Here is a 13,503-nt window from a genome sequence, read left to right as displayed (position 1 = left end):
AAATCGGCACCTACTGAAATTCCTGGTTCCCGCCTCCTGTCCCGCAACTTCTGAGATGCTCGTTTGGTGAACACGCTTTTCCTGCCTGAACTTCGCGAGATGCTTGCCTTCGGCCAAGAAGCTGAATTGCAAGAGTTTTGTGTTGCCCTGAATGCTGGTCGAACGGCAGAATTCATGGAGGGGCTCAACGACAAAGAAGCCTGGCAGGTCTTGCAGTATGCGTCGCCGGATCGTCGTGCCGAGATCTTTGGCTATTTCGACGAAGAGCGACAACTGGCGATGCTGATTGCCGAACCAGCAGACGAAACCTCGCTGTTGATCGAAGAGATTCCCGAGGATGACCGGGTTGACCTGATTCATGAGTTGCCGGTCGAAACCGTCGATCAAATTCTGCCGCTATTGCCAGCGGTCGATCGTCGCAACATTGAGCGTTTGCGATCTTATCGGGAAGGCACCGCCGGTGCGTTGATGACCACCGAGGTCGCTAAGTTGGCTGAAAAGTTGACGGTGCGAGAAGCCCTTGATGAACTGGGCCGCCAAGCCAGCGATCTGGAGACGATCTATTACCTTTACGTTGTCGACGACAACAACGTGTTGCGAGGGATTGTTTCGACGCGGCAGTTGGTTTCGTCGTTGAAAGAACCAACCTTGACTCTCGGCGACATGATGGAAACCGACGTCGTCGTGGCGTTGACGGGTGAAGACCAAGAGTCGGTTGCTGAAAAGGTAGAACGTTTTAACTTGCTTGCGATTCCCGTGATCGATTCCGGGCGTCAAATGCTGGGTATCATTACGCACGATGACGTGATTGACGTCGTTCGTGAAGAACTTACCGAAGATGCTCAACGGATCGCGGCGGTGGCGCCGTTGGAAGATGATTTCTTACGCATCCGGTTGGGGCTGCTCGCTTATAAGCGAGGAATCTGGCTGACGATTCTGTTTTTTGCAGCTTTGTTGACTGCGTTTGCTTTGCGAATGTATGAAGCTGAACTGGAAATCTATGCATGGCTGGTTTGCTTCATTCCGCTGATCATCAGCGCCGGCGGCAACTCGGGAAGCCAATCGGCGACACTGGTGATTACCGCGATGACGGGCGGCGAAGTGGTTCCCGGTGATTTGCCGAAAGTCTTCGTGCGCGAAGTATTTGTGTCGCTGATGTTGGGAAGCTTCTTGTCGTTGATCGGGTTTCTAGTTGCGTTGTTTCTCGCCCCCAGTGCATGGGATGCACTGGTGATCCCGATCACATTGTTGTCAGTGATCGTTTGCGGGTGTTTGTGCGGCGTGGTGCTGCCGATGATGTTCAAGCGATTGGGGCTGGACCCTGCATTGATGAGCAATCCGTTTGTGGCCGGCATCGTCGATATCTTGGGGATTGTGATCTACATCAACGTCGCCCGAGTGATGCTGGGTTAGCTCACCGAATCTAGAAAAGCCAGGGCAGGGCAGCTGTCAAGTCTGGCTGCTTCGTTGGCTAGGTCAGGTCTTCGAAGTCGATGTCGTCCAGCGTGGTGCTGGGCGTTTGAGATCGACTGGGTGCGCCGGTTGCATCGAGTGGTAAGTCACGGTCTTGATTGCCGATCGCTTCGTCGCCGGGCTTCATGCCAGTGCTGGCTATCGCGTCAATCTCATCGGCGGTTGCCTCGCGTACTTGAAGCTTGCCACCGTAGAGCCGAACCACCTTCACCCATTGTCCCGCATCGATCGGAAGCCCAGTACTGACCGCGGTGGTCTTGTGCCCATTTACCTTAACTTGGCCGCTAGGTAACAAGCTCGAAGTGGCTTTGCCGAATTCACCCACCAATTCTTCCAGTGGGATCCCGTCAAGAGTTTTCGCTGGTGGGCCAGTCGGATCGGTTTCCAGTGCATCTCGGTTCAGCATCGAGCGGCCCAGTCGAGTCTTGGGCCAAACGTAAAGTGCGATCGCAAACAGAATCGGTGTGGTCAATAAGTACACCAGCAATAGCGTTGCGCCAAACGGAACGCTAACGGTGAAACCGATGATGACCGACGTGACCGCCACTACAACAGCGATCGCACCAAGAAGTCCGCCACTGGGGATGAACAGCTCAGCCAACACGAGCGCATAGAAAACGATTAGTAGTCCGAAGGCGTAATAGTTGGGCACTACGGTTCCACCGCTTCGACGACGATTCGGCTTCCTAACACTTGCAGCACTCGCACTTGTTGCCCAGGTTCCACCGACGACCCGTCGCTGACGACGGATACCAACGTGTCACCAAAACGGGCTTTTCCCGAGGGCCGCAATCGAGTGGCGGCGACGCCGGTTTGGCCAACCAAATGATCGTAATGGGCGATGCGTTCGACCTCTTCGAGTGATTCCGGTGGAACGTCCATCGCGAGTCCTGTGGCGGTAGCGGCTCTGGGTAAGAAGGCTCGCATGATGAATAGCCCGACGACCATCCCGATCATGGCCCCCATCGCCATGCCGATACCGTTGACGGCCTCCGCGGTTTGATAGGCATTCCGCGGCACGACAAAGGTTTGGCTCATCAGTACCACGCCCAGCACTGTGAGGACTAAGCCGCCGATCCCGAAGATCCCAAATCCGGGCAGCACGAAGATCTCTATCGCCAGACAGGCAATGCCGAGACCAAAGGCGAGCAGTTCGGCCCATTCCGCGGTGCCAGCAAGGAACTTGGTCCAAAAGAAGAAGGCAAAGCAAAGCATCGCCAGGAAGCCGGGAATGCCCAGTCCCGGAGCACTGGCCTCGGCTGATAAAAACATGAACCCAAGCAACAGAAGGGCGAAGGCCATCCCGTCATTGCGACCGATTTGTTCCACCCATCGCACTAAGCCTCGATCGGATAATTGCGGCGGGATGGCGTCCAAACCGATGGTGGCGGCCGCTGCGGATAATGTTTCGGATTCCGCTTCGGCAAGCCCAAGTTCGATTGCGGCTTGAGCACTGAGGCCTTCACCGAGTTCGATTCGCTGCTCACGCTTCCAAACACTCGAAACGTCTTCCGCGGGTGCAGCGTCTGGATCACCGTGAGCGGCTTGAGCGGATTCGGCTGCGAACTCCGCCGTCAATTCGCTAGGGACTGCGTACCGTACCCGACCCGTACGTCGATGAACGTAGCGATGCACGGCCAATTCTGGATTGAGCAAACCGCGAATGAGCGTTTCACTTCGGCCGGTCGATTCGGCGATCAGTGCGATGAGTTCTCGCTGGCGATCGACATCTTGGGCATCGATCGCTTGGGCGCCGGGTCCGCCCAAGGTTGCCTCGGGGTGCATGCTGAGTGGTTGGCAGGCTAGGGCAAGCAACACGGCATCACCCCGCGCTTCATGGGAAACGAATCCACCGACGCGGCGAATCGACGAGCCAGGGTCCGCCGCGACAGCTGCCATCGATGCGGTACCCGGAAGGTAGCCACCCGGTGAATCGATTTCGAACAACCAAGTGTTGGTTTCAGCTGAGTCGACCGTGGCAGCTAGATTGGCCTGCCAACGCCGAATTCGTTTGGCATTGATGGGTCCGCTGACTTTCAATAGGACCCCAACGGTTTGTTCGGTCGAGTCAACCGACTCGCTGCGAAGACGCGAAAGGCCCAGATGGTCCGCGACTTCGTTGGCACTGGTCACGATTGTAGTGGCCGCTCGAAGTTGTCGCAGTTGATCAGCCGAAAGGGTCAGAGGAGCTCCAGCGTCCGCCCAGATGGTTTCTTCGAGAATGTCGCCTGATTGCCTAAGCTCGGCGAGTTTGGGGCCGGTAGCGAAGAGCACCTTGCCATCGGAAAGTCGGACCCTGGCCAGTTCGGCATCCGAGTTTAATAAAGTCGCAACAACCGCATCGGGTAACAGCCCACGTCGTTTGGCGATCGATTGATAAATCAAACGGGTGGTCTCATCGATCGACCCGTTAGTCGATGCAGCGTTGCCCATCGAGCCCGCTTTCGAAACGACCATGGATTCGCAAGCCAACGCAACCAGGGTTTCGTGTCCGGTGACCACGCCGTCAATCCAAGCGATGCACCGGATGCGACGAAGCTCTTGTCCAGAGATCGCTCGGGCAAGCTTCAGCGCGTCTTCCAGTGTCGTGTTGCTGCTGGTGGAGGCGGAATTGGGTTGATCAAGCAATGGATCGTTCGGTCCTGAGCCGGCGAATCGCAGCACGACCGTGACGCGATCGTCTCGGCTGGCTTGAGCCAAGCGGTTCAGTTGCCCCAGTGTTCGTTGCACTTGGCGAGCAGACAGCGGGCTGGGGATTTCGATTTGAAAGCCTTCTCGCTGACGGTCCGAAACTTGGGATTCGGGGCCTTGATCTTCCTTGGGAGGGGCCGATGCCGGTTGTGCGTAAGCGGGCTGCGCTATTCCGGTTAGGAAACAGAGAAGCAAACAGGCCGTTAGAGCGATCAATCGAGTCATGGCAGAATTATAGGCGAGTCGTCGATCCGCGACACCAGAATGGGCTTCGTTGGGACGCGATTGAGTGAGTTGATCGTGGATGGGCTAGCCGCCGAGGAGGGAATGCACACGGCCGAGCCAAAATCAGATGTCCTGCCGTCCACTTATCTCGTCAGACGATCGAACACCTCCATCTTAAGACAGGTCCAGCTCACCGGAATTGAACGCGCCCGCTGAACTAAGCATGTCCGCCGAGCCAACTGCCGACCTAAACGCAGTGTTGCAAGTCTGGTCGACAGAGACATACGTTGCCGGGCGGGTGCGAGTTGGGTGGCAATTGAGAGCGGTTGCGGGATTTGGTCTCAATGGGAGGCGGTTTCCGTTTATCGCTTGCCTAATGGTTGTCTGGCGACCGTTCCGCTACGCTGGCGTAGTGACTATACTTCGGCCTATTCCCCTCCAACAGCCTTCCTAACTCTCACCCCAATCAGCTCATGGACAATCGCAAAAAACTTCTTACCGCTGGCATTTTAACGCTGGTCGCTGCCGGAATAGGCTTTGGTGTGCGGGGCGGTTTGCTCGAAATTTGGTCTGCCGAATTTGGCTTCACCATGACTGAATTGGGCAGCATTACCGGCGGCGGGTTGGTTGGATTTGGAGCCGTGATTTTGTTCGCTGGCTTCATGATCGACACGATCGGTTACAAGCGATTGTTGATGATTGCGTTGGTTTGTCACGTCATTTCCGCCGTGATGTTGTTTGCCGCGACGCCCGTCTTTAACGCCAGCGGGAAAGACGCGGTGTACACATTGCTGTACTGGTCGATGTTTATCTTTGCGGTGGGCAACGGGATCTGTGAGGGTGTCATTAACCCGTTGACGGCGGATCTGTTTCCGAAAGAAAAGACACACTACCTGAACATTTTGCACTCCGGTTGGCCGGCTGGTTTGGTGATCGGCGGTTTGATCGTGTTCGCCAAGGGAATCGTTGCCTGGGAAATCTTGATGGCGACCTTCTTGGTGCCTGTTGCGATCTACGGGTTCATTATCCTGTTTGAAACGTTTCCCAAGACGGCTGCCCAACAAGGGGCGACTTCTTATGGCGGAATGCTATCCCGTTTGCTCGGCCCGTTTTTCTTGATCCTGTTGCTTGCCCACGCTTGCGTTGGATACGTCGAATTGGGAACCGACAGCTGGATCAATAAGATCACCGGCAGCATTCTCAGCAGTGCCACGTTGGGAACCGCCCTGTTTATCTACACGTCATTGTTGATGACCGTGCTACGATTCTTCGCCGGACCCATCGTTCACAAGATTTCGTCGTTGGGTTTGTTGTTGGTCAGTGCCTTGATTGGTGCAGCTGGTCTTTACTTGATCAGCATCGGCGACAGCGTTCCGTTCATGTTCTTCGCTGCGACGATCTATGCGGTGGGTAAGACCTTCCTATGGCCGACCATGCTGGGCGTGCTGGGGGAACGTTTCCCACAAAGTGCCACGATCGGAATGGCGATCATGGGTTGCGTCGGAATGCTTTCCGCCGGAGCTCTCGGTGGACCGGGGATTGGGTACAAGCAAGACTATTTCGCTTCAGGTCAACTCCAAGAACAGTCGCCTGAAACTTTCGAGCGGGTGAAGGCACCTAACGAAAACACGTTCCTGTTCTTCCCCCCGATTACTGGGATCGATGGTTCCGCAGCGGCAATGCTGGGTGACAGCGGTGCAGCAATTGACAATGAACGCGAAATCGCGGGCGAGGCTTGGGAAGGCGAGAAGTTCGACGAACTTCGCAAGCAATACGATTGGTGGCAATCCAACAAGGAATTCGCCGCGGTTGATGCGGCTCCAGTCGCCGAAGCTAACCTGCACGGCAGTCGGATGGCGTTGCGGGTGACCGCGCTAGTGCCCCTGACGATGGCACTGTTGTACTTTATCCTATTGTTCGGTTTCAAACGGACCGTCGTCGCACATGACGAACCGGTCGAAGAACAGTCGGCGACTGACGACGAGGAACCACCAGCTACCTCATACTAGGACGTGAATTGTCATTTCTCGGATTTGTCTGCAAGAGTCTATTTCGACGTCCCTTCCGGACGTTTTTGACTCTTGCAGCGCTGGCGACAGCGATTGGTTCGGTGATGGCATTGGTCGGTGTGGCGGACGGGTTTGCGGATTCGTTTCGCAGTGTCTATGAGTCGCACCGAGTTGACGTGGTCGTGTCACGGCAAGGTTCTGCGGACCGCTTGAGCAGTTCGCTTAGCGATGATTTCGCAGAGAAGATTGCCGCAGTCGACGGTGTGCAGAAGGCGGCAGGTGTGTTGCTGGAAACCATGTCGATCGAAGACCGACAAATCTACGGCATCCCCGCGATGGGGATGCGGACCAATTCGTGGTTGTTTGCCGATTATGGTCTCGAGCCGGTGGCACCAGAGAATGCCACCGACCCAGGGGATGTGTTGTATTTGGGCCAAAATCTGGCTGATCGAATGCAGGCATCTGTCGGGGACGCCGTCGATCTTTTTGACGAGCCTTTTACCGTTGGCGGTGTTTTTCAAAGCGGTAGCGTTTGGGAAAACGGCTCGATGATCTTGTCGCTGAAAGCATTGCAGCGATTGACCGGGCGTGAAGGACAGTTGACGTATATCAACGTGGTTCTAGACGACACTGTGGATCAATCGGCATTGGATGCGGTTGTGCAGCGGATCGAGTCGGTGGACCCGAAGTTACTGGCTTTAGCCACCGACGAGTTTGTGCGAACCGATACCCGGATGCAGATGGCCTCTTCGATGGCGTGGATGACATCGGCAATCGCTTTGCTGGTGGGAGCGATCGGTACGCTCAATACGATGATGACCAGCGTGCTGGAACGCACCGGCGAGATCGGTATCTTGCGAGCAATCGGTTGGCCGACTCGCCGTGTCGCGGCGATCATCTTTTGGGAATCGGTATTTCTGTCTCTGGTTGCGACTTTGGTCGGCGGAATTGGTGCCGCTGCGCTGCTTTATCTGCTTTCCAACCATGCCGCCGCGGCGGGGATCCTGCAGCCGTCGATCGCCCCATCGGTTTGGCTGCGAGGTGCGATCATTGGATTGGGGATCGGCGTGATCGGTGCATTGATCCCGGCGTATCGAGCGACTCGGTTGCACCCAACCGAAGCGCTTCGCCACCAAGGCTAGATATTGCTGAAGTCCAGGCCTCAGCCTGTTTTTGATGAGCTGTGAGCTGTGAGCTGTGAGCGGCACGGTACGGTACTGGGCCGCCTCGTAATTAAAAGAACTGGTAGTCCAGTGGTGAATCGAAGGCTGATTCATAATGTTCGATTTGGGTCGGACGCGGTTCGTTCGTGGGCCACCAAACGGCGACGACGTCGAAGCGGCAGGAGATGCCCAGCAGCTTTTTCCGCTTCAGGTAACGCATCGCTGCGCGGGCAATACGGGCTTGCTTGTTCTCGTCGACTCGGTCCGCCGGATGACCGGGCCGCAGGGTGGCGAGGGTTTTGACTTCGACGAACACAATCAATCGTTTCTTGACGTTCATGGCGATCAAGTCGATTTCGCCGCCGCGATCGCTCTCGCTTTCGGCAATGACTCGCAATCCCTTGATGCGCAAATACCGGGCGGCGACTTGTTCACCACGACGACCCAGGCGAGCTTCAGGATCAAAGGTGCCGTATCGCCAATCGAGATAACGGTCGTAGAAACGCGTCAGCATGCGATCATTGATTCAAGTAATAGAGGACCATGCCGGCGAGGATTTTGGCGGCGTCGTCGGTGGGATAGCCGGGGCACTGAATGGAGTTCTGGCTTTCCAGTGCACAACTGAGATCCAACGGTGAATAGAACACGTTGTTGGACCGGTCAGTCTGGATCACCTGGATGATGGGTGGGTCGGTACGCTGTTGGATGGCGATGGGTGTTTGCGTTTGGGGTGCTTCCGCCGGACTACCAAAGACGCGTTTCTGTTGCGGGGTCCGGATCTTGACTCGGGTGATATCGTAGCCACCGAATTGCGGGCTAAAAGCGGGGTGATCGGGTGGTAATGGATCCAGTGAGTCGTTGTTGGTGAGGGATCGCAATTCCTTTTGGATCGAATCGGCAAAGGCCTCGTCGCCGCAAATCGGACTGGCGAAAATCATACCTTCGCGATCAATGAAGTTCTTTAGCGCTTGCCGAGCGGTCGCGTCGAGCGTGAAGGCGGTTTGTCCGGTCATGTAAAGCACACCGACTCGGTTGAGGGATTCGTCGGTTAAGGCGATTGGCTCGTCGATCGAAATGACTTCGATCGCCAGTTTCTCTCGAATGATCGCGGCGGCGTTGGGAAGGGCCCGGCTGACTTGGCGTTCTCCCGCACCCAACGCAGCCATCGCGATCGGGATCGCTCCACGCGTGGGCACCGGTGCGACGGCGGCTTGGGTTGCACGACCGGCGTCAAGTTTGTCTTTCAGTTCCCGACCGGTTGCGTACGCCAATATGTTTTCACCTACTGTGATGCCCGCTTTGACTTGCCCCGCAATCGCTTTGGGCAGGTCGAGGTTGCGCAGCAATGGACCGCCGTAGCCCCAGCGACACATCAAGCTTTGGGGTGAATAGAAAATGGGCGTGCGGCAACAAGACTGTATGCCTTCAATCGAAAATTGATTTCCGCTCTCGGAAAGTACGATCTTAGGGTCCACAAACTTTTCCGCGAACCAAACCGGATGCGTTGCTGGCAGGGGTTCCAGCGGTGATTGTGGATACCATTGTTTGCACAGTTCCGTCACGCTTTGACGAAAGGCACGATCATCCCCACATCCATCGCCAGCCAGGGCATCGAATAGAATCGTACCGCCTTGGTCGAGGTAGTCACCGAGACGCTTGATCAACGCGGCGTTGAAATCGAGCCGACCACGTGACGCGATGACCAGCACCGGAGTTTGCAAAAGGTCATCGGTGGTGGCTTGTTCCGCGGAGATGTTTTGCCAAGTGAGCTCACGCAGCCAGTCCTTTTCGACATGATGCACCAGCGTTTGCAGGCTGCCCGCGTGCGGTTGGGAGCCGGCCGAGTCGGCGCCTCGCTTGATTGCAATTTGATCGCCAGTGGCGACTGTATTGTCGCGCGTCGATGGGTGATCGAGTCGGCCGATGACGACTTGGCGTTTTCCTTTGGCAAGAAAAAGTAAAGCAAACGAAGTGGCTATATCTCGATTGGTTTCGACCGGACCACCGCCTTGCCAGAAACCTTGGAAGTCGTCCTGGAGCGAAACCAGTCGCTCGGCACCCTCGCGGTACCAGTCACGGTCGCCAATCAATCGTCGTCCCGATAGCCGCCCCACTCGCTCGACGGCATACAGGTAATAAAAATAGCTGAGCAGTTCGCCACCCGGGTTGGCTCGGACGGTAAACACCGTGCTAAGGAAGTCCATGCCACGCTGAACGGTGTCGTCTGAGTCGCTGTTGCCGCAGCAGTTGAGTTGTTGGTTTTGGTTGTCCAGATCGCGTAGGCTGCCATTGCAGATGATGGTTGATGCAATGCCGGCGCAAGTCATGGACCCCGACGGAGTGGGACCGCCATAAGACCAGCCGCCTCGTCGCAGTTGAATTTTCTTCCAGTATTCGGCGGCGAGTTGGAAGATGGTCGGGTCCACTTCGATCCCCAGGTCCGCTGCCGCTCCGAGAGCGAGTACGGCGAATTGGGCATTGGAGGGATCGCCATTCCCACGACCGTTACCGTACGTCCAGGCACCCGCGAAGCGTTCGCCAGCGGCCTTTTGTTGAGCGGATAACCAGGCCACGTTACGCCGAATTCGAGGAAAGTCCTCCGGTTGGCCAACTTGGCAGAAAACCAACGTTTGCAACGCAACGGAATAGGTCTGTTTGGGCTCAAAGCCGCGTAGGTATTCCAGGGCCTGGATCAGGTTGGGATCTTGGCGGGAAACTCCGGCGTTCACCCAAGCGAGGGTACACAACGCCGATAATCCACAAGATTGGCCACCGTATTCGTTCCATCCGCCTTGGGGCTTTTGCGTTTTGCGAAGATATTCAATCCCCCGGTCGATGGAACGTTGTACTGTCAGCGCGTCGATTTCTGCGCAAGCAGGGTTGCAGGCCATCGCAAACGCCCAAACCAACAGTGCAAGCATCAAAAGCCGAGACTGGATTCCCTGTCGAAGTGACCGGAATCCATGCCGAATCGGATTCAGGTTTCGGGCTCGAAAGCCTAGACTGGTAAGGCATCGTTGGTGTTGAGTATCCGTTTTTCTTTCAACCATTGTGTCGTCCTGGATGACTGATTCGCCTACGCCTTCTAAAAACACGTCGCCGGTGCCGACCCCGCCGCCGGTTCGTGACGCTGGGGCAGTGTCTCCCAAATCGAACCCAACCGCAAACGCGGGTGCCAAACCTCGGAACCTAGCCGACGTGTTGCGAGAGTTTGCCGAGCATCAACAAAAGATGCGAGACGAACTGGGTAAAGTCATTGTCGGCCAATCCGAAACGATTGAGCAACTGTTAGCTGCAATTTTTACACGCGGGCATTGTTTGCTCGAGGGTGTGCCGGGGCTCGCCAAGACGTTGATGGTCAGCACGCTATCGGACATTCTGGACGTGTCGTTCAAGCGGGTGCAGTTCACGCCAGACTTGATGCCGTCGGATATCACCGGGACGCAGGTTCTTGAAGAAGACGAATCGGGGCGCCGCAGTTTCCGCTTCGTAGAGGGACCGATCTTTACGAACATCTTGCTGGCTGACGAAATCAACCGGACGCCACCCAAGACCCAGGCTGCGTTGCTGGAAGCGATGCAGGAACGACAGGTGTCGGTGGGACGCGAAACGCATACTTTGCCCGATCCGTTCTTTACCATTGCCACCCAAAACCCGGTCGAACAAGAGGGGACTTACCCGCTTCCCGAAGCTCAGCTCGACCGATTCATGTTCAACATCAAGATCGACTATCCGACCGCGGAGGAAGAAGAACGTATCCTAACGGCGACGACTCGCGGTGAATCGGTGAGTGTGAACAAGGTGATGTCCGCTCGTGCGATTCTGACCTGCCAAAAATTGGTCGGCAGTATCGCGGCGGGGCCATTGGTGATCCGCTATGCGTCGCAGTTGGTGCGTGCGACTCGGCCCAGTGACGAGTCGGCTCCGGAATATGTTCGCGAATTGGTCGACTGGGGAGCAGGGCCGCGAGCAGGGCAAAACCTAATCGCGGGTGCGAAAGCAATGGCCGCCATGCAGGGTCGATTCAATTGCGAACCGGCCGACGTTCAAAGGGTGGCGTTGCCAGTCCTGCGGCACCGGATTGCGACCAATTTCCAGGCTCAAGCCGAAGGCATGAATACGGATGCCATCATCCGAAGACTATTAAAAGATATCGCCATCCCGGAACCACCAAAAATGACCGGGCAGAGTTCACCACGTCCAAGTAAGTAATGCATGACCTCGTCGTCAACGAATCCCTATCAAGTCAGTTCCGTCGAATCGGCTGCGGGGACGAGTGTCGAGGGATTAGATGATGGGGCCACCGAAGTCTCTTTTCGGTTGACCAAAGGTGTACTGCGACACGCGGTCGATCACTTGTTGTTGCACCGGCATCCACTGAGGTTGTCGATTGGGTCGTTGCTGATGATCTTCGGCAGTGGTGCTGCGATCCTTTGGGCGGTGTCGCAAGGCACGCTGTTCTTTCTGGGTGTTTTCGTCGGGACGATGGCGTTGGTGACGCTGATTTACACCGCTTTGGTCCATCATTCGAAAACGATCATCCGAAAACGTGTCGCCCAGTTAGGGATGATGCAAGATTCGGTTTGCGTGGTCGCAATCGAAGATAATGAGCTGGTGATCACCACGACTGGGGGCGTTTACCGATGGCCGGGACAGCAAGTGAAGCTGTATCGCACGCCGTTCGGTATCGTGGTTTGTCCGGAGCCGATGACCCCGGTTTATGTTCCTAAGAAGAACAACTCACCCGAGAAAGCGTTTCGAACCCTTCGCCAGAAACTGCTTCAGTGGCAAACCGAAGCTGCCGCGTGAAGAAGCCGGTGGGGTGGGTAAGCGTCCGCCGGTGAAAACGGCGAACGCTTGCGGTGCGATCGTCGCCAACTTGAATGCGGCTGCATAGCAACCAACCACCACGATCGGCATCACGATCCAGCAAGCCGTTTCGACGGGAAGTAATCTTGCCGAGATCTTTTCGACCACCGCCCGCAGCGGGAACTCATGGACGAGATAGACGAAAAACGACGCGCTGGAGACCTTTAGCAGAAACTCGTGACGCGTTCGGTAGGCGAGCATCATCACAGCACAACCGCCGACCACGATAGAAGATTGGTGCAGAATCAGGTCTAGCAAACCGTTGCGTGAGACGTACCAAATGTCAAAGTTGGGACGCATCCAGACGCGAATTGCCACCAAGACGATCCATGCAACCGAAGTGCGAACGATCAGCCTAGTAGAAGCGTTCTCAAAACGGTGCGTCCACCGCGTGTCTAGGGCCGCCAAGCAGCCGATCGAAAAGAAGAGCAGAGTTTCGATGTTCAGCAGGTACCAACCGGCGACGATTGGGAAAGGTTGCAGGTTCAATAGCCAAAGCCCACCAAGAATCGCTAGCCACCAAGGACGTTCCGTTTGGCGTAGGACAAAACGCCGAATCAATGGCGCGATCGTCACCAATACCATCAGGTCTCGTAGGAACCAGAGTTGTTCAGCAGGCGGACGCAGAAGCCAGGTCGTCAGCAGGTTGCCAGGTGTGAGTTCGCTGAACTCTTTTTCCAGCACTCGAATCCCGCACCAAACCGCAACGGCGATCAGTCCAGCAAGCAAATAGGGAACGCCAACAGTGAGCCCGCGTTGCCGTAGCTTTTTTAGATAGGTGACTCGGGTTCCGTCATCGCTGCGGAAGTAGAAGAGTCCCGCCAAGAAGGCGAAAAGGGGAACGGCGACTCGTGCGATTCCGCCAAAGAGGAATTCCTGTGCGATCTCGTTGGAGTTCAGATGCGAAAAAACGCTCGAACTGGGGACCGTTGATCGATAGTGGATGCCGACGACCAAGACCGTGGCTACGAGAGACACCACTTGAAAGGATTGTTTGCTTGGAAGCGATAGTTCCGTTTTTGACATGTCGACTTAGGTTCCAGCGAAAGAGAGTTCACTGGAAAATCTAGGTC

10 protein-coding genes are annotated in these 13,503 nt (G+C 56.0%); 5 read left to right on the top strand and 5 right to left on the bottom strand.

The features are described from left to right. Positions 1 to 63 precede the first annotated feature (63 nt). Complete coding sequence (mgtE, locus tag ACR3ZL_RS26565; protein ID WP_473650077.1) at positions 64 to 1,413, top strand: magnesium transporter; 1,350 nt, start codon at positions 64 to 66, stop codon at positions 1,411 to 1,413. Between the two features lie 58 nt (positions 1,414 to 1,471). Here mgtE and ACR3ZL_RS26560 read toward each other — a convergent pair whose 3' ends face one another. Both ACR3ZL_RS26560 and ACR3ZL_RS26555 read right to left on the bottom strand, forming a co-directional pair. Further along, on the bottom strand, positions 1,472 to 2,125 hold the full coding sequence (locus ACR3ZL_RS26560; RefSeq protein WP_473650078.1) for an NfeD family protein: 654 nt from the start codon (positions 2,123 to 2,125) through the stop codon (positions 1,472 to 1,474). Then, positions 2,125 to 4,389 (bottom strand): NfeD family protein, encoded by a 2,265-nt coding sequence (locus ACR3ZL_RS26555; protein ID WP_473650079.1) that lies wholly within the window; start codon positions 4,387 to 4,389, stop codon positions 2,125 to 2,127. Before ACR3ZL_RS26555 ends, ACR3ZL_RS26560 begins: the two co-directional genes overlap by 1 nt. Positions 4,390 to 4,862: 473 nt before the next feature. Between ACR3ZL_RS26555 and ACR3ZL_RS26550 the strand changes: the two genes are divergently transcribed. Next, positions 4,863 to 6,398 (top strand): MFS transporter, encoded by a 1,536-nt coding sequence (locus ACR3ZL_RS26550; protein WP_473650080.1) that lies wholly within the window; start codon positions 4,863 to 4,865, stop codon positions 6,396 to 6,398. 8 nt (positions 6,399 to 6,406) lie between these two features. Then, entirely contained in the window at positions 6,407 to 7,540 is a 1,134-nt protein-coding gene (locus ACR3ZL_RS26545) for an ABC transporter permease (RefSeq protein ID WP_473650081.1), read from the top strand. A gap of 91 nt (positions 7,541 to 7,631) precedes the next feature. On the opposite strand, the gene ACR3ZL_RS26540 is transcribed toward ACR3ZL_RS26545, so the two are convergent. Next, positions 7,632 to 8,075, bottom strand: a complete 444-nt coding sequence (locus tag ACR3ZL_RS26540) for a YraN family protein (protein ID WP_473650082.1) — start codon at positions 8,073 to 8,075, stop codon at positions 7,632 to 7,634. 4 nt (positions 8,076 to 8,079) lie between these two features. Next, complete coding sequence (locus ACR3ZL_RS26535) at positions 8,080 to 10,611, bottom strand: DUF4159 domain-containing protein (protein WP_473650083.1); 2,532 nt, start codon at positions 10,609 to 10,611, stop codon at positions 8,080 to 8,082. Between the two features lie 148 nt (positions 10,612 to 10,759). Between ACR3ZL_RS26535 and ACR3ZL_RS26530 the strand changes: the two genes are divergently transcribed. Together ACR3ZL_RS26530 and ACR3ZL_RS26525 are read left to right on the top strand one after the other, a co-directional pair. Further along, a complete protein-coding gene (locus ACR3ZL_RS26530) occupies positions 10,760 to 11,773 on the top strand; it encodes an AAA family ATPase (RefSeq protein ID WP_473653448.1) in 1,014 nt (337 codons plus the stop codon). A gap of 3 nt (positions 11,774 to 11,776) precedes the next feature. After that, positions 11,777 to 12,370, top strand: coding sequence for a hypothetical protein (locus ACR3ZL_RS26525; RefSeq protein WP_473650084.1), 594 nt, complete (start codon positions 11,777 to 11,779; stop codon positions 12,368 to 12,370). Here the strand turns inward: ACR3ZL_RS26525 and ACR3ZL_RS26520 are convergent. Continuing rightward, on the bottom strand, positions 12,302 to 13,456 hold the full coding sequence (locus ACR3ZL_RS26520) for an acyltransferase family protein (RefSeq protein ID WP_473650085.1): 1,155 nt from the start codon (positions 13,454 to 13,456) through the stop codon (positions 12,302 to 12,304). The genes ACR3ZL_RS26525 and ACR3ZL_RS26520 overlap by 69 nt on opposite strands. Positions 13,457 to 13,503: the final 47 nt, after the last annotated feature.

The organism is Rhodopirellula sp. J20-39 (assembly GCF_057365095.1).
The sequence above is the reverse complement of the archived record's forward strand: the minus strand, read 5'-3'. Positions and strand labels throughout refer to the sequence as shown.

Excerpts from the sequence above, each read along its gene's own strand:
- ACR3ZL_RS26555 (WP_473650079.1), bottom strand. The coding sequence starts at position 4,389 with ATGACTCGATTGATCGCTCTAACGGCCTGTTTGCTTCTCTGTTTCCTA.
- ACR3ZL_RS26525 (WP_473650084.1), top strand. The coding sequence starts at position 11,777 with ATGACCTCGTCGTCAACGAATCCCTATCAAGTCAGTTCCGTCGAATCG.
- ACR3ZL_RS26550 (WP_473650080.1), top strand. The coding sequence starts at position 4,863 with ATGGACAATCGCAAAAAACTTCTTACCGCTGGCATTTTAACGCTGGTC.
- ACR3ZL_RS26535 (WP_473650083.1), bottom strand. The coding sequence starts at position 10,611 with ATGGTTGAAAGAAAAACGGATACTCAACACCAACGATGCCTTACCAGT.
- ACR3ZL_RS26520 (WP_473650085.1), bottom strand. The coding sequence starts at position 13,456 with ATGTCAAAAACGGAACTATCGCTTCCAAGCAAACAATCCTTTCAAGTG.
- ACR3ZL_RS26540 (WP_473650082.1), bottom strand. The coding sequence starts at position 8,075 with ATGCTGACGCGTTTCTACGACCGTTATCTCGATTGGCGATACGGCACC.